21 protein-coding genes are annotated in these 25,544 nt (G+C 68.7%); 9 read left to right on the top strand and 12 right to left on the bottom strand.

Annotated features, from left to right (window positions below):
• Positions 1-102: 102 nt before the first annotated feature.
• On the top strand, positions 103-2,448 hold the full coding sequence (locus ACR68M_RS18390; protein WP_441245179.1) for a SulP family inorganic anion transporter: 2,346 nt from the start codon (positions 103-105) through the stop codon (positions 2,446-2,448).
• 110 nt (positions 2,449-2,558) lie between these two features.
• Here ACR68M_RS18390 and ACR68M_RS18385 read toward each other — a convergent pair whose 3' ends face one another.
• On the bottom strand, positions 2,559-3,113 hold the full coding sequence (locus ACR68M_RS18385; protein ID WP_441245178.1) for a hypothetical protein: 555 nt from the start codon (positions 3,111-3,113) through the stop codon (positions 2,559-2,561).
• 408 nt (positions 3,114-3,521) lie between these two features.
• Here ACR68M_RS18385 and acs point away from each other — a divergent pair, with 408 nt between their 5' ends.
• Positions 3,522-5,477 (top strand): acetate--CoA ligase, encoded by a 1,956-nt coding sequence (gene acs / locus ACR68M_RS18380; RefSeq protein WP_441245177.1) that lies wholly within the window; start codon positions 3,522-3,524, stop codon positions 5,475-5,477.
• Positions 5,478-5,623: 146 nt separating this feature from the next.
• Here acs and ACR68M_RS18375 read toward each other — a convergent pair whose 3' ends face one another.
• Positions 5,624-6,670: a serine hydrolase domain-containing protein gene (locus tag ACR68M_RS18375; protein ID WP_441245176.1), complete on the bottom strand. Its 1,047-nt coding sequence runs from the start codon at positions 6,668-6,670 to the stop codon at positions 5,624-5,626.
• Between the two features lie 572 nt (positions 6,671-7,242).
• On the opposite strand from ACR68M_RS18375, the gene ACR68M_RS18370 reads away from it, so the two are divergent.
• The 6 genes from ACR68M_RS18370 to ACR68M_RS18345 all read left to right on the top strand — a co-directional run bounded on the left by ACR68M_RS18370 (position 7,243) and on the right by ACR68M_RS18345 (position 13,059).
• A complete protein-coding gene (locus ACR68M_RS18370) occupies positions 7,243-8,565 on the top strand; it encodes a sensor histidine kinase (RefSeq protein WP_441245175.1) in 1,323 nt (440 codons plus the stop codon).
• A 151-nt stretch (positions 8,566-8,716) separates the two neighbouring features.
• Positions 8,717-9,361, top strand: coding sequence for a response regulator (locus ACR68M_RS18365; RefSeq protein WP_441245174.1), 645 nt, complete (start codon positions 8,717-8,719; stop codon positions 9,359-9,361).
• Between the two features lie 196 nt (positions 9,362-9,557).
• Positions 9,558-10,853, top strand: a complete 1,296-nt coding sequence (gene nhaA / locus ACR68M_RS18360) for a Na+/H+ antiporter NhaA (RefSeq protein ID WP_441245173.1) — start codon at positions 9,558-9,560, stop codon at positions 10,851-10,853.
• 101 nt (positions 10,854-10,954) lie between these two features.
• Complete coding sequence (locus ACR68M_RS18355; RefSeq protein WP_441245172.1) at positions 10,955-11,431, top strand: phage holin family protein; 477 nt, start codon at positions 10,955-10,957, stop codon at positions 11,429-11,431.
• Positions 11,432-11,594: 163 nt separating this feature from the next.
• Positions 11,595-12,668 carry an alpha/beta fold hydrolase gene (locus ACR68M_RS18350; protein WP_441245171.1) on the top strand — a complete coding sequence of 358 codons (1,074 nt, stop codon included), beginning with the start codon at positions 11,595-11,597 and terminating at the stop codon, positions 12,666-12,668.
• A 127-nt stretch (positions 12,669-12,795) separates the two neighbouring features.
• Positions 12,796-13,059 (top strand): hypothetical protein, encoded by a 264-nt coding sequence (locus ACR68M_RS18345; RefSeq protein ID WP_441245170.1) that lies wholly within the window; start codon positions 12,796-12,798, stop codon positions 13,057-13,059.
• A 51-nt stretch (positions 13,060-13,110) separates the two neighbouring features.
• Here the strand turns inward: ACR68M_RS18345 and ACR68M_RS18340 are convergent, their stop codons facing one another.
• From ACR68M_RS18340 to nth, 4 genes are all read right to left on the bottom strand, one after another.
• Positions 13,111-13,812, bottom strand: coding sequence for a metal-dependent hydrolase (locus tag ACR68M_RS18340; protein WP_441245169.1), 702 nt, complete (start codon positions 13,810-13,812; stop codon positions 13,111-13,113).
• Positions 13,813-14,016: 204 nt separating this feature from the next.
• Positions 14,017-15,201, bottom strand: coding sequence for a MarP family serine protease (locus tag ACR68M_RS18335; RefSeq protein ID WP_441245168.1), 1,185 nt, complete (start codon positions 15,199-15,201; stop codon positions 14,017-14,019).
• 104 nt (positions 15,202-15,305) lie between these two features.
• Positions 15,306-16,010 (bottom strand): NUDIX hydrolase, encoded by a 705-nt coding sequence (locus ACR68M_RS18330; RefSeq protein WP_441251645.1) that lies wholly within the window; start codon positions 16,008-16,010, stop codon positions 15,306-15,308.
• Positions 16,011-16,071: 61 nt separating this feature from the next.
• The gene (gene nth / locus ACR68M_RS18325) at positions 16,072-16,899 is read right to left on the bottom strand and encodes an endonuclease III (RefSeq protein ID WP_441245167.1); all 828 of its coding nucleotides are present in this window, start codon (positions 16,897-16,899) and stop codon (positions 16,072-16,074) included.
• A 261-nt stretch (positions 16,900-17,160) separates the two neighbouring features.
• Between nth and ACR68M_RS18320 the strand changes: the two genes are divergently transcribed.
• A complete protein-coding gene (locus ACR68M_RS18320; protein WP_441245166.1) occupies positions 17,161-18,066 on the top strand; it encodes an NAD(P)-dependent oxidoreductase in 906 nt (301 codons plus the stop codon).
• A gap of 141 nt (positions 18,067-18,207) precedes the next feature.
• Here ACR68M_RS18320 and ACR68M_RS18315 read toward each other — a convergent pair whose 3' ends face one another.
• From ACR68M_RS18315 to ACR68M_RS18290, 6 genes are all read right to left on the bottom strand, one after another.
• On the bottom strand, positions 18,208-19,419 hold the full coding sequence (locus tag ACR68M_RS18315) for an MFS transporter (RefSeq protein WP_441245165.1): 1,212 nt from the start codon (positions 19,417-19,419) through the stop codon (positions 18,208-18,210).
• A 30-nt stretch (positions 19,420-19,449) separates the two neighbouring features.
• The gene (locus tag ACR68M_RS18310) at positions 19,450-20,436 is read right to left on the bottom strand and encodes a methyltransferase (protein ID WP_441245164.1); all 987 of its coding nucleotides are present in this window, start codon (positions 20,434-20,436) and stop codon (positions 19,450-19,452) included.
• Between the two features lie 96 nt (positions 20,437-20,532).
• Entirely contained in the window at positions 20,533-22,395 is a 1,863-nt protein-coding gene (locus ACR68M_RS18305; RefSeq protein ID WP_441245163.1) for an FAD-dependent oxidoreductase, read from the bottom strand.
• Positions 22,392-23,543, bottom strand: a complete 1,152-nt coding sequence (locus ACR68M_RS18300; RefSeq protein ID WP_441245162.1) for an FAD-dependent monooxygenase — start codon at positions 23,541-23,543, stop codon at positions 22,392-22,394. Before ACR68M_RS18300 ends, ACR68M_RS18305 begins: the two co-directional genes overlap by 4 nt.
• A gap of 55 nt (positions 23,544-23,598) precedes the next feature.
• A complete protein-coding gene (locus ACR68M_RS18295) occupies positions 23,599-24,267 on the bottom strand; it encodes a hypothetical protein (RefSeq protein WP_441245161.1) in 669 nt (222 codons plus the stop codon).
• A gap of 49 nt (positions 24,268-24,316) precedes the next feature.
• Entirely contained in the window at positions 24,317-25,300 is a 984-nt protein-coding gene (locus ACR68M_RS18290; protein ID WP_441245160.1) for a sugar phosphate isomerase/epimerase family protein, read from the bottom strand.
• Positions 25,301-25,544 lie beyond the last annotated feature (244 nt).

Here is a 25,544-nt window from a genome sequence, read left to right as displayed (position 1 = left end):
CGCCTGCGCCATCCCGCCACACCGTCGCGACCCACGACAGCCGATCCGACCCCAGCCCCACCGGACCTGACTGCGTTCGTTCCCCCGGAAAGACGGGAAGACATGACCCTCGACATCTCCAGCGCCCCCATCGCCTCCGACACCACCGACCACGCCCCGCCGGAGGCGACCCGCGGTGTGCCCCGCCCGTCCGGCAGAGCACTCCTCGCGAAGGATCTGCCCGCCTCCGTGGCGGTCTTCCTGATCGCCGTCCCGTTCTCCCTCGGCATCGCACTCGCCACCGGAGCTCCGCTCACCTCGGGGCTGGTCTCCGCAGCGGTCGGCGGCCTGGTGGCCGGCGCCCTCAGCGGCACGCCGCTGCAGGTGAGCGGTCCGTCCGCCGCACTGACGGTGATCACGGCAGGGCTGATCGCCCAGTACGGCTGGCAGATCACCTGCACCGTCACGATCGCCGCCGGGCTGCTCCAACTCCTGCTCGGCTCGCTGCGGATCGCCCGCACCGCGCTCGCCGTCTCCCCCGCCATCGTGCACGGCATGCTGGCCGGTGTCGGGCTGACGATCGCCATCGCGCAGCTGCACGTGGTCCTCGGCGGTTCACCGCAGAGTTCGGCCCTCGCCAATCTCATCGCCCTGCCGCAGCAGCTCTCCGGCCCGCACCTCCCGGCCCTCGCGGTCGGCGTCGTCGCCATCACGGTGCTCTGCGGCTGGCCGCGCCTGGCCCGGCTCCCCGGGTCGGCCGGGCAGATCGGCAGCCGACTGACGCGGGTGCCCGCAGCCCTGGTCGCCGTCGCCGCGGGCACCGCGCTCTCGGTCGGCCTCGGCCTCACCCTCGCGCGGGTCGAGCTGCCCTCCTGGGGTGAGCACGGTCTCGCCTCGATGCCTTCGCCGGCCCTGCTGGGCGCCCACTGGCCCACCCTGCTCGCCGCAGTGCTGACGGTCACCGCCGTGGCGAGCGTGGAGTCGCTGCTCTCCGCCGTCGCGGTCGACCGGATGACCCATCAGCCCGGCGATCTCGACCGCGAACTGCGGAGCCAGGGCGCCGCGAACGTCGTGACCGGCCTGCTCGGCGGGCTGCCCATCGCCGGTGGCGCGGTGCGCAGCTCGGCGAACGTCCGTGCCGGAGCCGCCACCCGCTGGTCGGCCGTCCTGCACGGGCTCTGGGTCCTGCTGGCCGCCGTCGCGCTGACGGGCGGTCTGCGGCACATCCCGCTGGCCGCGCTGGCGGCGCTGGTCCTGGTGGTCGGCGTCCAGATGGTCAGCTTCGCCCACATCCGGCGCGTCCACCGACACCGGGAGTTCCCGGTCTACCTCGCCACGGTGCTGGGTGTCTTCCTGCTGGGCGTCCCCCTGGGCGTCACCGTCGGCGGCTCCGTGGCCGTCCTGCTGGCCCTCTACCGCCTGACACGTGCACACGTCGAGGTCCTGGCCGAACCGGACGGCTCGTACCTCGTCCGCACACACGGACCGCTGACCTTCGCCGCCGTCCCGAGGCTGAGCCGGGCCCTGGCCCTGATCCCCGGCAACGCCCGGGTGACGGTCTGCCACGACGGCTCGTTCCTCGACCACGCGGCCTACGAGCAGCTGCACGCCTGGCGGACCGGACACCAGGCAGGCGGCGGCCGGGTCTCGTTGCTGACGGAGCGCCACGATGACGAGGTACTGGACCCGGACGGCACCGTACGCTCCGGCAGCTCTCCCGGCCCGCACCGCTGCCGCGCCTGGACTCCTTGGATGGGCCACCACTGCATCGAGCAGAGCAGCGACGACCCGCACCTTCGACTGCTCGACGGCGTCCGGGGCTTCCAACAGCACACCGCCCCGCTCGTGCGGCAGGAGCTGGCCCGGCTCTCCAGGGAGGGGCAGACACCCTCCCAGCTCTTCCTGACCTGCTCGGACTCCCGGCTGGTCACCAGCATGATCACCAACAGCGGCCCGGGAGACCTGTTCACGGTGCGGAACGTCGGCAATCTCGTGCCGGCCCCGTACGAGCCGGGCGCGGCCGACGATTCGGTGGCGGCAGCCGTCCAGTACGCGGTGGAGGTACTCCAGGTGCGCAGCATCACGGTGTGCGGGCACTCCGGCTGCGGGGCGATGAAGGCTCTGCTCGACGGAGTCCACGAAGCCCCCGGCCCGCCGACACCGCTGGCGCGCTGGCTGCGCAACGGGCGTGGCGCGCTGTCCCGCCTCAAGCGGGCTCCCGCCGAGTTCGAGGGGCGGCCGGTGGTCGATCTCGTGGAGCAGCTGTGCATCACCAACGTGGTGCAGCAGCTCGACCAGTTGCTGGCCAACCCCGCCGTCGAGCGACGCGTGGAGGAAGGCAGCCTCCGGTTGGTGGGCATGTACTTCGACTTCGCGACGGCGCAGACCTACGTCCTGGACCGGGAGAGCCGCCGGTTCGCGCCGGTCTCGGTCGACCTGCCGGAGGACTGCGGGCCGCTGGCCGCCTGAGGCCCTCCGCGGCCGAGTGGCCACGGGGTGGGCCGACCACGTGGCCGCCGGGTCGTGACGCCCGGCGGCCACCTCACCCCGCTCGGTCGGGCGGCCGTTCCGTCCCGATGTCAGGAGTGGAGGAGTCCGGCGAGGTCGCCCGGCGTCACGTAGCCGGGCCAGCGGCCGTCGGGGAAGAGCCGGACCCCGGCGTCGTGGTAGCACTGGTCGACGAGTTGGGAGCAGATCATGTGCCGGCTGTCGGCCACGTAGCCCTTGAACAGCGGGCTCACCGGCAGGTGGAGGTGATGGGAGGCCAGGGCGAAGTAGTCGAGCACGCTGTACGGCGTCCCCAGGTAGCCGCGGGCCGCGGCCACCACGGCGTCGCGTTGCTCGTCGGTCAGCTCGAACCGCCCCGTGGACCACAGTGCGGGTCGGCCGTCGAAGTCGGCGAGCTGTTCCAGCACGGCGCCGCCGGGCTGGGCCTGGACGAGTTCGCCGTCACCGACGTAGACGAAGGCGTGCTCGTAGTCGGCGAAGCCGTCGCCGTTGAGCCACTGGCCGACACGGATCAGGCGGCCGACGGTGCCCGCCATCCGGACGACGGCGAAGTCTCCGGGCTGGGGAGGCGGTAGTGGGACCACAGGGGTGGAGGAGGCGGTGGGGGTCTCGGGTGTTCCAGGCATGGTTGTCCCCCATGCAGGAGCGGTGCACTGATGGTTGGTGAGGTGCTGCCGTACGGGGCCACGAGGTCTGTCGTCGGCCCGTGTTGTCAGTGGAGTACCGTCCCGACGGTGCGTCAAGGTGCTGCGTCAAGGTGCTGCGTCAAGGTGCACGGCAGCGCGGAACTGCGAGAACGCTCCCTCCGCGTCGCCTCGGGCCCCCGACCCGACCTGCGCCGGGAGCCGCAACCGCGCGGGCCGGCCCGAGTACGATCAGCGGCCTGACCAGCAAAGCAGCCAAAGGTCTAAACCAATTTCCCAGTGCCTCTTGTCAACATGGCGGTTGGCCTGGTGAGCTGTGCGCTGGGACACACGGGACAATCCCTACGCACGGGATTTCCCGGCACATGAAGACTCGATGAGGAGTGCGCGTTGAGCAACGAGAGCCTGGCCAACCTGCTCAAGGAGGAGCGGCGCTTCGCCCCGCCCGCGGAGCTCGCCGCTGCCGCCAATGTCACTGCGGCCGCGTACGCGCAGGCCTCCGAGGACCGTCTGGCGTTCTGGGCCGAGCAGGCACGTCGGCTCAGCTGGGCCGTGGAGCCCACCGAGACCCTTGACTGGTCGAACCCGCCGTTCGCCAAGTGGTTCGCCGACGGCAAGCTCAACGTGGCGTACAACTGCGTCGACCGGCACGTCGAGGCGGGCAACGGCGACCGCGTCGCCATCCACTTCGAGGGCGAGCCCGGTGACAGCCGCGCCATCACCTACGCCCAGCTGAAGGACGAGGTCTCGCAGGCCGCCAACGCGCTGCTGGAGCTCGGAGTCGTCAAGGGCGACCGCGTCGCGATCTACCTGCCGATGATCGCCGAGGCGGTCGTCGCGATCCTCGCCTGCGCCCGGATCGGTGCCACCCACTCCGTCGTCTTCGGTGGCTTCTCCGCCGATGCCGTCGCCTCCCGCATCCAGGACGCCGACGCCAAGCTGGTGATCACCGCCGACGGCGGCTACCGCCGGGGCAAGCCCACCGCGCTGAAGCCGGCAATCGACGAGGCCCTCGCGAAGTGCCCGCAGGTCGAGCACGTCCTGGTGATCCGCCGCACCGGCCAGGAGGTCTCCTGGACCGAGGGCCGCGACGTCTGGTGGCACGAGATCACCAGGCGCCAGTCCACCGAGCACACGCCCGAGGCGCACGACGCCGAGCACCCGCTCTTCATCCTCTACACCTCCGGCACCACGGGGAAGCCCAAGGGCATCCTGCACACCACCGGCGGCTACCTCACCCAGGCCAGCTACACCCACCACGCCGTCTTCGACCTCAAGCCGGAGACCGACGTCTACTGGTGCACCGCCGACATCGGCTGGGTCACCGGCCACTCGTACATCGTCTACGGCCCGCTGGCCAACGGCGCGACCCAGGTCATCTACGAGGGCACCCCGGACACCCCGCACCAGGGCCGGTTCTGGGAGATCGTCCAGAAGTACGGCGTCACCCTCCTCTACACCGCCCCCACCGCGATCCGCACGTTCATGAAGTGGGGCGACGACATCCCGGCCAAGTTCGACCTGTCGAGCCTGCGCGTGCTGGGTAGCGTCGGCGAGCCGATCAACCCCGAGGCGTGGATCTGGTACCGCGAGCACATCGGCGCCGGCAAGGCCCCGATCGTGGACACCTGGTGGCAGACCGAGACCGGCGCCATGATGATCAGCCCGCTGCCGGGTGTCACCGAGACGAAGCCGGGCTCCGCCCAGCGCGCCCTCCCCGGCATCGCCGCGACCGTGGTCGACGACGAGGCCAACGAGGTGCCGAACGGCTCCGGCGGCTACCTGGTGCTCACCGAGCCGTGGCCGTCCATGCTCCGCACCATCTGGGGCGACGACCAGCGCTACATCGACACCTACTGGTCGCGCTTCCAGGGTCGCTACTTCGCCGGTGACGGCGCCAAGAAGGACGAGGACGGCGACATCTGGCTGCTGGGCCGGGTCGACGACGTGATGCTGGTCTCCGGCCACAACATCTCGACCACCGAGGTCGAGTCGGCCCTCGTCGGGCACCCCTCGGTGGCCGAGGCCGCCGTCGTCGGCGCCACCGACGCCACCACCGGCCAGGCCATCGTCGCCTTCGTCATCCTCCGGGGCACCGCCACGGACAGCGAGGAGCTGGTCGTCGAGCTGCGCAACCACGTCGGCAAGACGCTCGGCCCGATCGCCAAGCCCAAGCAGATCAAGATCGTCAGCGAGCTCCCGAAGACCCGCTCCGGCAAGATCATGCGACGCCTGCTCCGTGACATCGCCGAGGGCCGCGAGGTCGGCGACACCACGACGCTGGCCGACTCGACGGTGATGAACCTGATCCAGTCCCAGCTGCCCCCGGCACGCAACGGCGGCTGACCGTAGGCGCAGATGCCACCGCCCCGTGTCCCCACCGATCAGGTGAAGGGACGCGGGGCGGTCGCAGCTGCGCGCCGCCCGGGACGCGGCCCACCCGCAGCCGGCCCGCTTGTCAGGCTTTTCCGGCTTGTCCGGATCGGCCGCCCTCACCCGGCCAGGCGGCGCAGCATCTCGTACGCCGTCTGGGTGAAGCGGCGACGCCGTCCGGGCAGCGTGCTCGCCATCGCCACCAGCCCCACCTGCGCCGTCGGATTGAAACCGGCGAAGGCCGAGAAGCCCCGGGTTGATCCCGACTGGTAGATCAACTCGCCCTCCTCGGAGGACCGCTGGTTCCAGATCAGGCAGATCCGCGCGCCCGTCCGCCGCCGCTCCACCCGCGGCCTGGCAACATCACGGAGCGCGGCGCGCAACGCGCCCGCCCCGCCGGCCCGGTCCGGGATGGGCACCGCGTCGACGGCAAGGTGCGCCTGGAGGAAGCGCAGCATGTCGTCGGCCGTCGAGCGGAGTGCGGCGGCCCCGGGCAGCGCCGGGAGCCGGAACGACGGAACTCGGCGCCCGCGTCGGTAGCCGGTGGCCGGTTCACGGCCGGGCCCGCACGAGGTGTCGATCAACCCGAGCGGCCCGCAGACCCGGCTGGCGAGCAACTCCTCGTAGCGCTGTCCGGCCGCGTTCTCCAGCACCATCCCGAGCAGACCGCACCCGAGGCTGGAGTACCGCACCTGGGCGCCCGGCATCCCCCGGACCGCCGTACGCGGCAGAGCCCGCAGGACGTGTGCCTTGCTGAACGTCGCGTACGGGCTGGTGAACCAGCGCGGCACCGCCGCCGGGGTGAGGCCGACCGGCAGACGTGGGAGCCCGGAAGTGTGGGTGGCCAGGTGCAGCAGGGTGATCGGCCGCTCGTGCGGGTAGCCGGGCGCAGAGCCCGTCGGCAGGTACTGGTCGATCGGGTCCTCGTACCGGACTTCGCCCCGGGCGACCATCTCCGCGAGCAGCAGGGCGGTGAACGTCTTGGTGACGGAGCCGAGCTCGAACCGGGTGTCGGCGCGGACCGGCCGCTCCCCTGCGCGATCCGAGTAGCCCCGGCACGCCACCGTCCTTTCGTTCCCCTGGATCACCGCGACCGCGACCCCGCTGTTGGGCGAGGCGCTGTTGAAGAGCGGCCGCAGCATGCGGGCCAGCTCGGGGGTGACCACCGGGAAGGGGGCGGATAACAGGGGAGGAGCGGTCTGGTCGCCCACTCCTCCCGGCAGTATGTGGATGGGTTGCTGACTGGACATGAGCTGCCTCCGCATCGGAGCGCGCCGCCTTGAGGATGTGACGCGGCGCGTGCCTTCGACGATATGGTCGGCCCCTCCCCGTCGCATCCGACCGGACCCGTCCGGGCGAGCGCACGATCCGGCGTACGCCAGTACGCTCCACCGGTACGTGACCAGGCGCGTTGACCGTGGCTCGTCCTTGCCCGGCCCGGACTTCGTGCTGGCACCACCTCCGAAGACGGGTGCCAGCGCCCTCGTGCGGCCTGGGCCTCGGGCGGCAGGGTTATCCCATGACGAAGACACCAAGCAACGCCCGCCCTGATCCCGTCCAGGCCCTGGGTCCAGCCCCGCCCTCGAACCCAAGCCCGAGCCCGAACCCAAGCCCGAACCCAAGCCCGAGCCCGAGCCCGAGCCCGAGCCCACATCCGCCGACAACTCCTGCCGGGCCTGCAACGACCCGACACGGTGAACAGGCGGACCGTGGGAACCCCGTACGAGAGACTCAGCGGATGACCTTCGGACGCCTGTTGCGAGAGCCGATCACCGCCCGTGCCTGGCGTGAGCTGCTCTACTCCCTGCTGAGCCTGCCGCTCGCCTTCCTGGGCCTGGCTGCGGTAGTGCTGACGCTCATGCTCGGTGTCCTCTCCGCCGGACTTCTCGCGATGCCGCTGCTGGCCCTCACCCTGGGCCTGGACCGAGCATTCGGCGGACTGCACCGTCGGCTGGCCGGTGCACTGCTCCACCTCGACATACCGACTCCCCCGAGACCACGGCGCCACCCCGGACTGTCCGGCCTTCTCGGCCACCACCTCGGGGACTCGGCGGCCTGGCGCACCGTCGGCTACCTCGCTCTTCGAGTACCGCTCGGCATCCTTGAATTCGTTTTCGGCTTCGCCTGGTGGGCGTATGGGGTGATGTTCGTGCTCTACCCGCTGCTCTGGAAGTTGGAGCCCTCCCGCGGGCTGGACGCTCACGGCGTCCAGCACTCGTTCGGGCTCCAGGTCAACGGTTTCTACTTCGACAGCTGGCCCCGCGCGTTGGCTGTCGTCGCGGTCGGGCTGCTGCTCATGCTGTCGGCTCCCTGGGCGGCTCGGGCGCCGCTCGCTGCGGACCGACGTCTGATGCTCTGGCTGCTGGGGCCGTCACGGACTTCCCTCCGGCTGCTCCAGCTCACCGAGACCAGGGAGCACGTGATCAACGAGGCGGCCGCCACCCTCCGGCAGATCGAGCGCGATCTGCACGACGGCGCACAGGCCCGGCTGGTGGCACTCGGCATGCGACTCGGCCGGGCCGAGAGCCGCCTCGCGAAGGGGGATGCCGACAAGGCCCAGAAACTGCTGCGGGAGTCCCGCCAGGAGACGAAGGAGATCATCCAGGAGCTCCGCGAGCTCGTCCGGGGCATCCACCCGCCCGCGCTCGACTCAGGTCTGACGCCGGCTCTGACCACCCTGGCCGCGCGTTCGATGATCCCGACGACGGTCGACGTGGAGTTGGCCGAGCGGCCGCCCGCAGCGATCGAGACGATGCTCTACTTCGCCGCCGCCGAACTGCTGGCCAATGCCGCCAAGTACAGCAACGCCGAGCGGATCTCGGTCAGCGTCCTCAGGCACGGCGAGACCATCCGGCTGACGGTCACCGACAACGGCACGGGCGGCGCCCATCTGAACAGCGGGGGCACCGGCCTGCGGGGCCTGGCCGAGCGGGTCTACGCAGCAGACGGCCTCCTCGCCGTCGACAGCCCGCCGGGCGGCCCGACCACAGTCACCGTCGACCTGCCAGGCAGGCTCTGGCCGCACGACGCCCCGCTCCCCACCTCCCAGCTCCGGGGCTGACAGGTCGTCTGCCACACAGCAGGTGCCCGGCTCCGGTCCCACAGCAACTCGCTCGGGTCACTAGCCTCGTGGTCGACAACATCTCGGCGCTGTGCGTCAGGGCACACCGGTCCGGGGTACCTGAGCACTCGACAGACCTGGAGGGGACCAAATGCGGGTAGTGGTGGCGGAGGACACGGCGATTCTTCGAGCCGGGCTGGTGCAGCTGCTCGAGGAGGAGGGCCATCAGGTGGTCGCCGCCGTCCCCGACGCCGAGCAGCTCAGGTCGGCCGTCAAGGAACACCGGCCCGACCTCGTCGTCTCGGACATCCGGATGCCGCCCACCCACACCGATGAGGGGCTGCGCGCGGCGATCGAGCTGCGGACCGAACAGCCTGGGCTGGCCGTGCTGATCTTCTCCCAGTACGTGGAGACGCAGTACGCCAGCAGGCTCCTGGCCGGTGGGTCGGCGGGCGTGGGCTACCTGCTGAAGGAACGGGTCCTGGACGCACAGGACTTCGTCGACGCCCTGGAGCGGGTTGCCGCCGGCGGGACGGCGCTCGACCCGGAGGTGGTCACCCAGCTGATGGGCTCGAGCCCGAGCCGTACGACCGTGGCCGAGCTCAGCCCTCGGGAGCGGGAGGTCCTCGGCCTGATGGCGGAGGGCCGGTCGAACTCGGCGATCGCGATCGCCTTGGTGGTGTCCGAGCGGGCCATCGAGAAGCACGTCGCGAACATCTTCACGAAGCTGGATCTGCCGGTCTCGTCCGGCGACCACCGCCGCGTGCTGGCAGTCCTGCGTCACCTCGGCGCCTGAAATGCCCGCAGAAGGCATCCACGTGCCACATCAATGCCCATAAAATGCGACAAACCGGATATCGCGCCACGGCACCCCGTAAACTGTCGAACGAGCAACAAGGATTCTGAGGCGCGCCGGGAAGTCTGGTCGGCACTGCACCACAGGTGTGTCCACACCACGGTGCACATCCGCCGCCCCCGCCTTGGAGGTCCCCGTGGCCACGCCGCCGCCCACCGAGCGCCGCCAGTTCCTCGGACGGCTCTCGCTCCCCGAGCGCACGTACATCACGAACGCCCTCCGCACCGAGACCGTCGGTGGCGTCCTGCTGCTGGTGGCCGCGGTCGTGGCACTCGTCTGGGCGAACGTCTGGCCTCATGCCTACGACAGCGTGCTGGACTGGACAGTCGGCCCGTCGGCCCCGCTGCATCTCGATCTCAGCCTGGAGAGCTGGGCCAAGGACGGGCTGCTGACCATCTTCTTCTTCGTGGCGGGCATCGAACTCAAACGCGAGTTCGTGGCCGGGGAGCTGCGGACTCCGAGCGCAGCCCTGCTCCCCGTGGTCGCGGCCGTCTCCGGCGTCGCACTGCCCGCGATCGTCTACGCCGTCGTCAACAGCGGCAGTGGCGGCCACCCCTCCGGCTGGGCCATCCCGACCGCGACCGACATCGCGTTCGCACTCGGCGTGCTCGCCGTGGTGGGCAGTCACCTGCCGTCCGCACTCCGGGCCTTCCTGCTCACCCTCGCCGTCGTGGACGACCTGATCGCGATCCTGATCATCGCGGTCTTCTACAGCTCGGGCATCAAGTTCTGGGCGCTCGGGCTCTCCCTCGCGGGGCTGGTGCTGTTCTGGTTCCTGCACCGGCGCGGGGTACGCGGCTGGTACCTCTACGTCCCGTTGGCGTTCGTGATCTGGGCGCTCATGCACGAGAGCGGCGTGCACGCGACGGTGGCCGGGGTGGCGATGGGCCTGCTGCTCCGCTGCCACACCGAGGGCGAGGAGAAGCACTCCCCCGGCGAGCACATCGAGCACCTCGTCCGCCCGTTGTCGGCCGGGCTGGCCGTGCCGGTGTTCGCTCTCTTCGCCGCCGGGGTCACCATCTCCGGACCGGCGCTGGGCGAGGTGTTCACCCAGGCGGCACCGCTGGGCATCATGCTCGGCCTGCTGCTCGGCAAGACGGTCGGCATCTTCGGCGGCACCTGGTTGACCGCCCGCCTCACCCGGGCGGAGCTCAACCCCCAGCTCAAATGGGCCGACCTGTTCGCCGTGTCCACCCTCGCGGGCATCGGGTTCACGGTCTCCCTGCTGATCAGCGAGCTGGCCTTCCCCGACGACCCGGCGCTCGCCGACCGTGCCAAGGCCGCCGTCCTGGTCGGCTCACTGCTCTGCGCGGTGATCGCCACCGTGCTCCTCAAACTGCGCAACCGGCACTACCGCCAGCTCTGCGAGGAGGAAGACCGTGACGATGACGGGGACGGCATCCCGGACGTGTACCAGCAGCACGCCGGGTGACACTTCCGCCTCGGGTGCCCCCGGAGTGGTGTCTGACTGTCCGGTAGGGGCATGATTCTGAGCTGTCGACCAAGCAGAGACCGTGCGAAGGAGAATCGCTGATGCCCGCAGGAGCCGCAGACCCGTCCAGCAACGGCCGGGCGCCCTACGAGGGCGAGCGTTCGGTGGGGCAGCTGTTCGCCGCGGCGACCGCCGATCTCTCCACACTGGTGCACGACGAGATCGCACTCGCCAAGGCCGAGATCCGACAGGACGTCAAGCGCGGAGTCTCCGGCGGGGTCTCGCTCGTCGTCGCGGGTGTGGTGGCGCTGGCCGCCGTCCCGATGCTGAGCTTCGCCGCCGCGTACGGCCTGCAGGCTCTCGGTCTGACGCTCGGCTGGTCGTTCCTGATCGTCGCCGGTGCCTACCTCGCCCTGGCCGTACTGCTCGGGCTGCTGGCGATGCGCTCGTTCAAGAAGATCGAGAAGCCGCACCGCACCATCGAGGGCGCCCAGGCGACGGCGGACGTCCTGAAGAACGCCCGTCCTCGCCCTGCCACGCAGGAGGAGATCGACCGCGGCCTCGGCCGACGCCCCTAACCGGTGACATCCGGGCCGGCTGAATGCCCACAGTGGTTGAACGCCCCTGGACGGAGCAGCCGGTAGCCGATAGCCGATGGCCGGCACCCGTGGTCGTGAGGCGTTCACCCGTGAGTCGAGTGCCGGGGACGTGTTCTCGGCCCGGGTGTGGCAGGCTCTCGGTATGCCGTTGGACCAGAAGCCCGCCCCCGTTCCGGCCGCCGCCCCACGGCCCACCCGAGTCACCGAACCGATCGGACCGACCGGACCGACCGAGCCGACCGCACCTGCGGAGGCCGCAGGACACGCGGAGGCCGCCGAGCTCGCGGAGGTCACCGACTCGGGGCTCGCCGCGTCGGCCTGGAGCGTGCGTTCGGACGGGCCGTGGACGCACCGCGATCTGGCGGCCAACGGTGCCCGCTTCCACATCGCGGAGTTGGGCGAGGGCCCGCTCGTCCTACTGGTGCACGGCTGGCCCGAGTACTGGTGGGCCTGGCGGCACCAGATGACGGCACTCGCTGAGGCCGGGTTCCGGGCCGTGGCGCTGGATCTGCGCGGGATGGGCGGCAGCGACCGTACGCCGCGCGGGTACGACCCCGGCAATCTGGCGCTGGACATCACCGGGGTGATCCGCTCGCTCGGCGAGCGGCGGGCACACCTGGTCGGGCATGCCACCGGCGGTTCGCTGGCCTGGGTGGCAGCCGTGATGCGGCCCTCGGTGATCCAGAGCCTGACAGCGGTCTCCGCCGCGCACCCTCGTCAGCTGCGGCGGGCGCTGCTGACCGACCGCCGCCAGATGGCCGCCTTCGACCACGTGCTGGGCTTCCAGCGCCCGTGGATACCGGAGCGTCAACTGGTCGCGGACGACGGCGCCGCCGTCGCCGACTACCTGAACGCCTGGACCGGCCCGAACCGGCTCGACGCCGAGGCGCTCACCGCGTACCGCAAGGCCATCCAGATCCCCAGCACCGCGCACTGCTCGATCGAGCCGTACCGCTGGCTGCTGCGGTCGATGGCCCGGCCGGACGGGATCCAGTTCGCCCGCCGGATGAAGAAGCCGATCACCGCGCCGACCCTGCACATCCAGGGTGCTGCCGACCCGGTACTGCTGGCGCACACCGCGCTGGGCGCGGGCGAGTACGTCGAGGCGCCGTACCGGTGGCGGCTGCTGCCGGGGATCGGGCATTTCCCGCACGAGGAGGCGCCGGAGGAGTTCTCGGCCGAGCTGATCAACTGGATCCAGGAGCACAAGGGCTGACCGAGCGCTGGGCCGTGTTGTGACCACAGGGGCACATGGGTTGACATGCACTCATATGACAATCGCATAGGCCAATTGGGTCATCCGAGGGCGATTACGCCCCTCGGCCCACGGGCATCCATCCGGTATGACCTGGATGCCCGATCGCGAAGCTGTCCCGCGCCGACGCCGCCGCGGTAGCAGCTCGCCGAACACCTCCCTCTCCGCGCAGCACACGGCCCAGTACACGGCCCAGCACGCGGCCCAGCACACAGCGCAGCCCGCCGCCGACTGGCCGTACGACGACACCACGGCACGGCAACGGCGGTCCGGGGCACACCGGATGGGCATCCCGCGCATCCTCGGGCGGCGCGCCCTCTGGGTGGGCGCCCGCCTTCGACGCGAGGGCTGAGCAGTACGAGTGGCGGGACTTGTCCGGCCAGGTCGGGTCAGGACGGTCGGGTCAGGTCAGGACGGTCGGCGAGACGGCTGTGAACCAGAGCAGTACGAACGTCGCCACCGTCATGATCGGGACGAGGATCTTGGTCTCGACGTCGTTCCCGCTCCGCTTGATGAGCACGACCTCGTAGCGCTCCTTGTGCGGCCAGAGCAGCGGCGCGCCCTTCTTGGTGAGGCAGTCCCCCAGCAGGTGGGCCAGGGTGCCGAGGGCCACCGCGTACGGGAGCCAGCCGGGGGCGCTGGGCAGCCAGGCGTTCATGCCTGCGGTGCCGAGCACCGAGAGGCCGATGATGGTGATCCACATCGTCGGCCCGTCGCCCGGCGGGTGCAGCCGCAGTGCCCGGATGGCCAGGGCCAGCAGGAAGAACGTCACTCCGAGAGTGAAGTTGCGCCCCACGTAGGTGACGCCTGCCCAGGTGCCCGCACCCATCAGGGCGACGAAGAGCAGGGAGTGGGTGGCGTGCCGGTGCCCGCCCGAGGCCCAGGCGACGAAGCGGCAGAGCACCTTGGAGATCGGCCCGAGGAAGTTGGCGATGGTGCCGTCGTGGTGGTCCAGGTCGGGCAGCAGTGCGGCCCCCGCCGCGAGCACGGTGCCCATCAGGATGTCGGCGGGCTGCAGGTGGGTGTGGAGCAGCAACGGGGGCAGGAACGGCGCCGAGGCCGCGTAGAGCATCGCGCCACTGACCGCGTGCGAGTGACCCATCATGGCGTTTCCTGACCTCCCGTCGGACCCGTTCCGGCGCGTCTGTGTTGAGCCGAACGAGTGAGCGCGGCCGACGCTACCAGGCAGGACTGACACCTCGCCGGATTCTCGGCCTGAGCCACCGTCAGGACACAGGGAACGCGGACGCAGGGAACACGGACGCAGGGAACACGGACGCAGCGAAACAGGGAACAGTGCCGGGCGGCGTCAGAGCGCGCAGCCCTCGGTATCGACCCGTGCCGTGGCCGTGCTGCCCCGGAGGGCGTCGTCGCGGACTTCGTCGGCCGTCAGGACGTACCCGGTGTCCGAGCTGTCGAGGGACTTGGCGAAGACCACCCCGTACACCTGTCCGTCCGGGCTGAGCAGCGGGCCGCCGGAGTTGCCCTGGCGGACGAGCGAGCGGACGGAGTAGACGTCGCGGACGACCTGGCCACGGTGGTAGATGTCCGGGCCGTTGGCCTGGATGCGGCCTCGGATGCGGGCGGGCTGGACGTTGAAGGAGCCGTTCTCGGGGAAGCCGGCGACGATCGCGCTGTCGTTGGTGCGGGCCTGTCCGGCGAAGCTGAGTGCGGGGGCGGTGAGCTTCGGGACGTCCAGGACGGCGATGTCACGCTGCCAGTCGTACCCGACGACCGTCGCGTCGTAGAGCTGGCCGGTGCCGCCGATCTGGACGGTGGGTTCGTCGACCCCGCCGACCACGTGGGCGTTGGTCATCACCCGGTGCGGGGCGAAGACGAAGCCGCTGCCCTCCAGGGTCTTGCCGCAGGCCGTGGCCGTACCGACCACCTTGACCAGGCTCTGCCGGGCTCGGGCCACCGCCGGGCTGCCCGCGAGGGCCGGGTCGGGGGCCTCGACCTCGGTGATCGGCTCATGTTCGAAGGGGTTGAACACCTGGGGGAAGCCGTTGCGGGCCAGCACCTTGGTGAAGTCGGAGAACCAGTTGGGTGCGTCGGCGGGCAAGGTGCTCTGGACGGCGCCCAGCACCTTGGACGTGCGGACCTGCTTGGAGACCGTCGGCATCGAGGTGCCCGCCAATGCCGAGCCGATCAGCCAGGCGACCAGCAGCATGGAGATCACGTTGACCACCGAGCCACCGATCGCGTCCAGCGTCTTGCCCCTGCCCCGGCCGATCCGGCCGCGCAGCTTCCAACCGAAGTGCGTGGTGACGGCCTGGCCGACGGCGGCGAAGACGATCACCACGACGACCGCGACGACGGAGGCCGTCGTCCCCGGGCTCAGGTGACTCAGCAGCAGCGGCAGCAGCTGGACCGCGAGCAGCCCACCGCCGAGGAAGCCCAGGACGGAGAGCACCCCGACCACGAAACCCTGCCGGTAACCGGTCACGGCAAAGCCCGCCGCACCGGCGATCAGCAACAGATCCAGGACATTCACCCCGACACCCTCCCACGGACGGCCCCTCGAAGGGCACCGGGCTCGTACGCCCGGCCCCCGACACCGGGTCCGCCCGGCCGGGGCGGGCTACCCGACCTCCCCGGTCAGGAGCCGCGGTGGGTCAACCGCAGGGCGTCGTCGGAGAGGGTGACGGTCCGGGCGTCGTCCCAGGGGAGTGCCAGCCCGCTGAAGTGCAGCACCCGGTCGATCACGCCCGCGGTGAAGCCCCAGACCAGCCGCCCGGCGACCTCGAAGGCCGGGCCGAGGTGGCCGGAGGGGTGCCGGAGCCGGACCCTGTTGGCCGGGTCGGTCAACTCGGCCAGCGGGACTCGGAACACCGCACCCGTCTCCCCCAGGTCGACCGGCGCGACCGGGGACTCGTGGCGCCACCAGCCGAGCACCGGGGTCACCACGAAGGAGCTGACCGGGATGTAGAGGGCGGGCAGGGTCGCGAAGACCTGCACCCCGGAGGCGTCCAGGCCGGTCTCCTCCTCGGCCTCGCGCAGCGCGGCGGCGACCGGCCCGGCGCCGTCCGGGTCACCGTCCTCCGGGTCCAGCGCACCGCCGGGGAACGACGGCTGACCGGCGTGCGAGCGCAGCGACCTGGCTCGCTCGATCAGCAGCAGATCGGGCCCGACCGGGCCCTCGCCGAAGAGCATCAGCACCGCCGAACGGCGACCGCCCTCCGGCGGCGGCAGGAACCGGCTCAGCTGCTCGGGCCGCACGGTCTCCGCCGCCTGCCGCACCGGCACCAGCCACTCCGGGAGACCGTCCCGGTCGATCAAGCCCACCGCGCCCTCGCCGTCCATCGCCGCCGTCTCCCTGATGCCCGTCGCCCTGGTGCCCGTCACTCGCCACTCCCCATCTCGTTCAGCCCTCCTGGCCGACAGCCGCCGGCTGCCCCGGCCGCAGCGGCGACGCGGGCAGGCCCGGGTAGTCCGCCGGCGGCTTCAGACGCTGGCCGGGCTGGCCACCCTTCTCGTACTTCAGCAGCTTCTGCGCCTTCTCGGGGTCGGTCTCGCCCTCTCCGTACGAGGGGCAGAGCTCGGCGATCGGGCACGCCCCGCAGGCGGGCTTGCGGGCGTGGCAGATGCGGCGGCCGTGGAAGACCACGCGGTGCGAGAGCATCGTCCACTCCGACTTGGGGAAGATCTCGGCCACGACCGCCTCGACCTTCTCCGGGTCCTCCTCCGTCGTCCACCCGAACCGCCGGGCCAGCCGCCCGAAATGGGTGTCGACCGTGATGCCGGGGACGCCGAACACGTTCCCCAGAACGACGTTGGCGGTCTTGCGGCCGACACCGGGGAGGGTGACCAGATCCTTCAGACGGCCCGGGACCTCACCGTCGTAGCGGTCGCGGAGAGCCGCCGAGAGCCCGATCAACGACCTCGCCTTGGCCCGGAAGAAGCCCGTCGGCCGGATGATCTCCTCCAGCTCCTCCGGCACCGCCGCCGCCATGTCCTCCGGCGTCGGGTACTTCGCGAACAGCGCCGGAGTCGTCTGGTTCACCCGCAGGTCCGTCGTCTGGGCCGACAGGACCGTCGCCACCAGCAGCTGGAAGGGGTTCTCGAAGTCCAGCTCGGGGTGCGCGTACGGATACACCTCCGCCAGCTCCCGGTTGATCTTCCGCGCCCGCCGCACCATCGCCAGCTGCGACTCCGGCTTCCGTGCTGTCCTACGGACCTTGCTCTCTGCCATGCACGAAGGCTACGCCGTACGGCCACGGGCACGGACGCGATCAGATTTCCGGCAACCAGACGAGCCGAAGCCGCACCACGCCCGACGGCCCTGCCCATGGATCGCCTCGAACTGGTGGACGCAGCAGTCACACTCCGGAGTGGCCGAGGTGGCAGCGACCAGGTCGGAGATGGTGCACTGGAACGGCAACGGGCCTCCTGACGCTGAGCGTTGGTCGACAACCAGGGTCGACACTGCCCCCGGCACGAAGGATGTCCAGCTATGACAGCGATGAACGTCGGGTTCATCGGCCTTGGCGCCATGGGCAAGGCGATGGCCGCCAACCTGGTTCGCGCCGGCCACAACGTCCAGGTCTGGAACCGCTCCCAGGCGCCTGTACAGGCCCTGGTCGCCCAAGGAGCCACCGCAGCGCCCGACCTCGAGACCGTCTTCGCCAACGACGTCGTGATCTCCATGCTGTCCGACGACGCCGCAGTGGAATCCGTGCTCCTGGACCCGGGGGTGCTCGCGAACGCGAGCGCGACCGTGCATGTGAACATGGCCACCGTCTCCGTCACCCTCGCCCGGCGAGCCGCCGACCTCCACGCCGCGTACGGTCTCGGCTACCTCGCCGCCCCGGTCCTCGGCCGCCGCGAAGTAGCCGCCGCCGGGAAGCTCAACATCCTCGCCGCGGGGGACAGCAAAATGCTCGACCACGTGGAACCGCTGTTCGCCGCCATGGGACAACGCACCTGGCGCCAGGGCGACCAGCCGCACCACGCCAACACCATCAAGATCGCCAGTAACTACCTGATTGCCTGCGCCATCGAGTCCCTGGCCGAGGCCTGCGCGCTCGCCGAGGCCATCGGCGCCCAGCCGAGCGAACTGATCGACGTCCTCAACCACACCATCTTCCCCGGCCCCGTCTACACCGGCTACGGGACCATGGTCGCCGAGCAGCAGTACGAGCCGGCCGGCTTCCGGCTGGCCCTCGGCCTCAAGGACGTGAATCTCGCACTCACCGCCGGGGCCGACGCCCACGTCCCCCTGCCCTTCGGCAGCGTCCTGCGCGACGCCTTCGTCGATGCCGTCGCCCACGGCGACGCCGACCGCGACTGGAGCGCGGTCGCCGACGTCACCCGCCGACGCGCCGCCCTGCCCCGCCGCCACGACGGACCGTTCCTCTGAACCTCGGGGCAGTCAGGGCCGCGCCGCCCCGCTTCCCCGAACACCGAAGCTCCGTTGCCCGTCGAGGACTTGAGAGGTCATCGATGACAACGGAGCTTCGTCTGTCCGGGGCACAACCCGCTCACCAGAAAAGATGCAAGATCAGCTAGCTGCGGAGCGCCGCGGCACCATCTCCGTCAGGTAGTAGAGGCACGCCAGCAACGGGAAGGCAATACCGCACCAGGCGATACCCGCCCAACCGTACGTCGCATAGACCACACTGGCCACGGCCGACCCGACCGCGCCTCCACAGAAGAAAATCGCCATGTAGAGGCCATTGAGTCGACTACGCACTTCCGCCCCCAGCGCAAAGATCGCACGCTGCCCCAGCACCAGGTTGAACGACACCCCGATGTCGAGCAGTAGCGCCGCGACGAACAGGCTCGCGACAACGTGTCCGCCACTTGCGAAAACCAGGAGAAAACAGGCCACGACCGTCAGGATCGCAAAGGCCGTCGCGGGTTTCGTCAGACCACGGTCGGCGATACGGCCCGCAATCGGCGCAGCAAAAGCACCTAGCACCGCTGCCAGGGAAAACAGGGCAATGCCGCCTTGACTCAGGCCGCACGCCGGGCTCGCCAAGATCAGTGGCACACCGGTCCAGAACAGACTGAACGCCCCGAACAACGAGGCGTGGTAGAACGCCCGTCGCCGCAGGATCGGCGTGCTGACAAGCAGTTGACCCATCGACCGCAACAACGTCAGGTAGGGGACGGACGCGCTCGGCTTCCTCTCCGGAAGGACCAGGCGCAAGGTCACGGCGAGCACCAGCATCACTCCGGCGGAGATGGCGAACATCGCCCGCCAGCCGATCAGGTCCGCCGTCATGCTGGAGACAGGCCGCGCAAGCAGGATTCCCAGCAGCAAGCCGCTCATGACGTTGCCGACGACCCGTCCACGGCTCTCTTCCGGGGCAAGGTGAGCCGCAAAGGGCACCAACATCTGCACCACGACCGAACTCAGGCCGATGACGAACGAAGTGGCAAGGAACAAGCCGACGTTCGATGCGACTGACGCGCTCAGCAGCGCCGCCATGCATGCCACCAAGGTGACCATGATGAGACGACGGTTCTCGAAGATGTCGCCCAACGGAACCAGCACGACAAGACCGACGCCGTAGCCGATCTGCGTAAGGGTCACCACAAGGCTGTAGGCATGCGCATTCAAGCCCACATCGGGGCCGATCAAACCGACCAAGGGCTGCGCGTAGTAGATGTTGGCTGCGACCGCGCCGCAGGCCAAAGCGATCAAGAAGGTCAGTCCGCGTGACATGCTCAGCTGCGCCGTCCGGCCGGCAGCTTTCTCAGTGATCATCGCTCTCTCAGCAGAATAGTGACTCGATGCTTACACGGCACATGCTTGGATGACCGAGAATTCCGGGCGGGCAGACAACACCTGAGGAGCGGAGAAGCCTGCTGCATTCAGAAGCCTGTTGAAGTCGTCCAGCGTGCGCTCACGCCCTCCATGCAATATGTGCATTTGCAGGTCCAGCACCAGATCGAGCGGATCGCACTCCTGTGGCGCTTCCTGCAGCACGCGGTCCACGACAACGAGCCGTGCGCCGGTGTCCATCGCCTTGCGACAGTTGCGAAGAATGGACTCCGCCTTCTCGTCCGGCCAGTCGTGAAGAATCCACGACAGGATGTAGACATCTCCTCCGGCCGGCACCGCGTCGAAGAAACTACCCACACTCATGCTCAGTCGATCGTTTCCGGACGCCCCGGGCCCGGCCGAAATCACGCTGGCCTGGTCGTACACCACGGCTTGCACGTCCGGGTTGCGTTCGAGAATCGTCCGCGCCAGGCTGCCGGTTCCTCCGCCGACGTCGATCACCCGTTCACCCGGGGCCACGGTGAGTACATCGGCGATCGCCGCGTAGCGCCCCGGATACCCGCTAGCCATGTAACGCTGATAGAGCGCTTCCTCTTCGGGACTTCCGTTCATGTACGAGAAGAAGTCCTGACCATTGACATGCGAGAACGCCTCCTCGCCGGTACCGACACAGTGGCTCAAGGCCCCCCAGGACCGCCAGATGCCCGGCATCGCCCAGAATCGGGCAGCCCAGTGGAGCGAGGGGCCGGTCGTGGTCCTCAGGAGGCGCGAGGCTTCGTTGTGGCGAATTCCGCCGTCCGCGTCGACCTCGAATATGCCATAGGACGACAGTGCTCGGGCGAGCCGGGTCAAGACGCCTGCGTGAACCTTCAGGTGTTCGGACAGAGAGGTCAGCGAGGTCAGCGAGGTTCCATCGCCGACCACCGCATCGGGCAGTCCGACTTCGCAGGCCGCAGCGATCATCTGGGTGACCGCCATGCCGCGGATCAGCTCCTGCATCCTCCGGATGCTGCCGGCAGCCGATGTCCCGGTCTCAGCATCCTCGTGCACAGGTGGCCCCGCCTGGGAAGACGTCTGGATAGTCATACGCACCTTCTACTCGCTCATCGCCATGTCCGGGGAAACCGCTGGGGCCGGCTCGTCTCCCGAGCGAACCAGCCCGTCCCGGTCGCACTGCTCTGCCGAACCTCGGCCGAGAATCCCGCGCAGGGCTGCGCGCAGCGAGTCCACGGCTGCAGCAGAATCCGCCTTGCGCCAGGCGACAAATGCATCCGGCCGCACCAGAAGACAGCCGTCTTCCGGTACCTCCGTAACATCCGCCCAATCACCGTAGAGATCCTGCAAGGCATGGCCGGGGCCGATGACATGAGCAGCGATCTCGATGTTCAGCTCTCCCGAAATGCGCTCGGCAGCTTCGAGCCAGATTTGCCCGTTCAGCCCCGTGAGCAAGGTGAACTTTCCCCTGCCCACCACGTCCAAGCTCGAGACCTGAGTACCCTGCCGGTCGAGCCATGCATGTGGCAAGCGCGCGCCGGGCCGGCTGGACGCCTGGTAGTACAGCTCGGGATCACGCAGCCATGCGGGCTGCTCGGTGCCGTCCGGGCAGACCGCATCGGATTCGTAGCGCTGATTGAGTTCGACGCCTTGCGTGGCAAACTCGTAGGACTTGAGATCGATGGCCTCGCGCAACATCTTGCGCTTTTCGGCACCCGCCGCGGAAGCCTCCTTCAGGACGGACATGTTGGCGCGCATCTGGCCCGCGTCCAGGTTTGCGTCCAGTCCGAGTGCGGAGAAGACGCCTCCGAACTGCTCAATGCTCTTGTTCGCACGTTCGACGATCTGCTTGCCGATCGGCGTGCGTTCCTGATCGTACGTATCCAGCAGTCGGTCCGACGCCTGCCCCTTCAGAACCATCGCCATTTTCCACGCCAGATTGTAGGCATCCTGAACCGACGTGTTCGATCCCAGGCCGTTGGACGGTGGGTGACGGTGCACCGCATCGCCCATACAGAACACCCGCCCCTGGGAATACCTGGTGGCGTACATCTGGTTCACGGTCCACGTCGAGACCGAGCGTATGGTGATGTCCACCGAAGCGTCGCCGATCAGTTGACGGGCGATGCCGACCGCGTCGATCTCGGAGACATCGGGCTCGCCTGCGCTCATGTCGTAGCCCCAGACGATCTGCCACTCGTTCCATGGCCTGACCATGCGAAGCAGGCCCATGCCGATGCCCCCGACATTGGCACCCGGCTGCATGATCCACCAAAGATATCCCGGACGGTGGGCCACGAGGTGGGAGAGATCCGCCTCCAGAATGATGCTGATACTGCCTGCGAGCCCCATGCGGCCTTCCATGGGCAGGCCGATCTGCTCCGCCACGAGACTGTTGCCGCCGTCGGCCCCGATCAGGTACTTGGCCCGAATCTCGTAATGCTCGTTCTTCAGCCTGTCCAGGACGTGCGCGGTGACACCGTGCTCGTCCTGGTCGAGCCGCAGGAATTGCGTGTCGAATCGCACATGACTGCCGCGCTGAGCTGCATTGGACAGCAGGATGGGTTCAAGCAGGTGCTGCGGCAGGTCGCAGTGTTCGGCGGGGCTGGCCAACGAATAGTCGCTCTGCCGTTGTGGTCTGTTGGCGCCATAGGGCAGTCTGCCCAGTTCCTCGCCCACCAGACCGGTGCAGAAGACGACATTGCCCATGACCTCTTTGGGTGAAGCCTTGGCGCGAACTTCGTCGGCCACGTCCAGATCCCGGAAGACCTCCATTGTGCGCTGGTTCTTGTAATGCGCACGCGGACTGTCGGCGAGCCAGCGATGCTTCGTGATCACGAGGTTGTCGATGCCGTACGTGCTCAGCATCAGCGCTGCGGATGACCCCGCCGGACCGCTCCCGACGATCAGGACGTCGGTGTCAAAACGTGGAATATCTCCTGAGCTCATGTTCACCCATTTCATGTGACGGTGAGGGTGCTGGACCGGCGCGGTACCAGGTCGATGTTCATCGCGTCATAGCTGAAAACCCAGGCTGGGTCTTCGGCATCCTTGAGCCACGTGTTCTCGGCGGACACAGCCTGGATCCGACCGGTACGTTGCTTGCGGCTCTCGGCGTAACGCCAGAATGCCTCGTCGATCTCGTCCTCGAGTTCCAGGCAACGCAGCAGCAGCACGCCGTCCTCGATGGCCATGGCCGCTCCTTGGGCCATGTGCGGCCTCATCGGATGACAGGCGTCGCCCAGTAGCGCAATTCGCCCTCGGCCCCAGGTCTGCAACGGCGGGCGCTCGAAGAGCGGCCATTTGCTCAGGGACTCAGCTGCATTCAGTAGGCTGAGAACTTCGTCGCAGGAGTCGGCGAAGGCGTTCAGCATCTCGTCCTTGTCGCCGTCGACCCAGGACTGTGGATGCGTCCACGCATCAGCCGCCGTGCCGGCGACAAAGTAATAGTCATCGCTCCGGGAATCGGTCGAGTACCCGATGACAAAACTGTCGTCGGCCCACCACTTGGTGATGCACCGCCTGTCGACAGGGATCCGGGTGTTCGCAGGCACGGTCGCCCGGTACGCGATCTGGCCGGAGAAACTGGGGCGTTCAGCGCCGTGCATCAATTCACGGACCTGAGACCCCAGACCATCGGCACCGATCACGCAGGAGGCTTCGGCGGTGCCTCCATCGGCGAAGCGCATCTGCACCGCCTCGCCGCGATCCTCGAGCCGGACCAGGCGCTTGCCGTACTGTACGGTGCCCGGCCGAAGGGCATCGATCAGTTCTCGGTGGAGAACGCCGCGGCCGACGGTGAGATAGGGCGCCCCGTACCGCTCCTTCGCTCGGCTGCCGAGCGACAACGTGCACCTGACCGAATTCGATACCAGGTCCCGGCTGGTGAACGATTCGGGCAGGCATCCGGACGTGACAAGTGCATCACCGACCCCGATGTGGCCCAAGACGCGCATCACATTGGGCGTCAGATGAATCCCGGCACCGGCGGGCTCGAACTTGCTCGCCTGCTCGAATACCGTCACAGAGTAGCCGGCCTGCTGCAGCAGCACGGCGGTCGCCGCCCCGCCCAATCCGCCGCCGACGACGGCGACGGGATTCTTGTCATCCATTCCCATGGGACCCTCGACCCCTCATGCGCTTTCTCCCGGACTCGGTCGCGTGAAACTAGGACTGCGCCTCAATTTCGTCGTGCATCAGCTTCAGCAACGTCGAACGCCGGTCGGCCGGCAGCCACTCGGGCCGGTCTTCCACGACGTTCTGGACGAAATCCCAGAAGTCCGCGCTCTGATTGATCCCGTAGTCGCGGGCCTTGGAGACAAGGCGGATGCGGGACAGAAAGTCCGGCTCGGTGAGTTCCTCCTTGTTGGTCACGACCTTACCTGCGTTCATGAAATACGGGAGGATCGAGCTCTCCGGCGTATCCGGCGTCCAGACCAACCACATCTCCTGGTTGACGCTGGTCGTGTTGACGAATCCATGAACGTAGTCGCGCGGAACGAAAAGCAGCTCCTTCGGGCGCATAGGCAGCATGGTGACCGTCTCCTTGGCAGCTCCGTCGCCCGGCGTGACGTCTATGTCAGGGAATTCGTTGGACCCCATGAAGATGCTGAATCCGCCGTTCGGCGCATAGAACCATTCATCTGTACGGTGATGGATGTGCGGCGGTGGTCCGACGTGCGGCGGTACGGTCAGCTTGGAGAACAAGTACTTGCCGCCGTTGCTCTCGCCGGTCTGCACGAAGTCGAAGACCTCGCCTGCCGGGCCGAGCACCAACGGCTTCTCCGGTCCGGGCTTGAGCTCTGGGAAGTCGAATACTTCGAAATCTGTGCTCACCGTAGTGCCTTTCTTCTCGGAGATTCGGCGTCCATATTCCGTCCTGGCATCACGCGTTCGGAATCAAAGACCTGGTTGCTAGATCCATCGCCGTCGACGTGAGTTCGCGCAGCGAGGTCATGCCCTGTCGCGCCAGCGGCGCAGGGGGCCGCACCTTGTAATGATCATTGAATATCTCGAGCGAAATCGGGCCGTCATAGCCGTTGGCCAGCACGGGCACCAGGAACGCGGCCACGTCGAAATCCCCCTCGCCCGGCAAACAGCGGTGATGCCGGCTCCAGGACTTCACATCCAGATCCATTCGGGGAGCATCCGACACCTGTATCAGCGCGATGCGATCGGCCGGCACGTCGGCCAGATCCTCGAAATGGTCGTCCAGTGCAAGGGTGTGAAAGCTGTCCAGCACCAGACCGATATTGGCGGCACCGGAGCGCTCGATCATTCTCCACGCCTGACGGAACGTGTTGACTCGCACACCCCAGGACAGTGCTTCGTAGCCGATCGAAAACCCTCTGGCTGCGGCCCGTTCGCCCAGGAGCGCCAGGTCACCGGCGACGGCATCATCGTCAAGGTCCGAAATGTCGGTGACGTTGCTGCACAGCAACAGTGTGCTCGTCCCCAACTGCTCCATGGAGTCGAAGATTCGCTCGACTCGGTCCAGCTTGGGCGCCAGCTGGTCCCTGGGGCCGCCTTCGAAGTCCCTGAGCGGCTGATAGTTCACGATTTCCAGGCCGAGGTCGTCCGCCATGACCCGGGCGGCGGACGCAGAGGATCCCTGCAGGTCCGATTCCATCAGTTCGATAGCAGCAAAGCCGGCGGCAGCGATTGCTTCCAATTTATTCGGCAGGGCACCACCCAGGGTTACCGTGGCAATACTGTAAACCAATTCGCTCACCTCTCGATAACGGACGTGCGGGGCGCGGACCTGCCGACACGACTTGGTATTCGCCGCGGCACCGAGGTCGGCGGAGGGGACGCGAAAGAAGAGCGCGAGATCGTTCGGCTGCTGACAGGAGACTGTTCGCTCCGGCACGACCTGGTCGTGGGCAGCACTCTGCGGCGCGCCCCGAGGGGGCGACAAGCGGTCGGCGCAGCACTCGTCAGGTCGTACAGACTTCGTCAACTACGCGCCGAGTCCGTCAGGTCCGGCCGCCGGGGGCGATGGTGGCCGGGTCACCGTTCCGGTGAGCCATGGGGTTCCCCAGGCACCTCCTCCGGCAGGCCCTGGGCAGGGAAGGGTGGGGAGGGTGCAGGACCGAGCAGGTTCCGGCGGAGGA

Origin of the sequence: Kitasatospora sp. McL0602 (genome assembly GCF_052076145.1) — a bacterium.
In the GTDB taxonomy this organism is placed as follows: Bacteria; Actinomycetota; Actinomycetes; order Streptomycetales; family Streptomycetaceae; genus Kitasatospora.
This window is presented reverse-complemented; position numbering and strand designations above follow the sequence as displayed.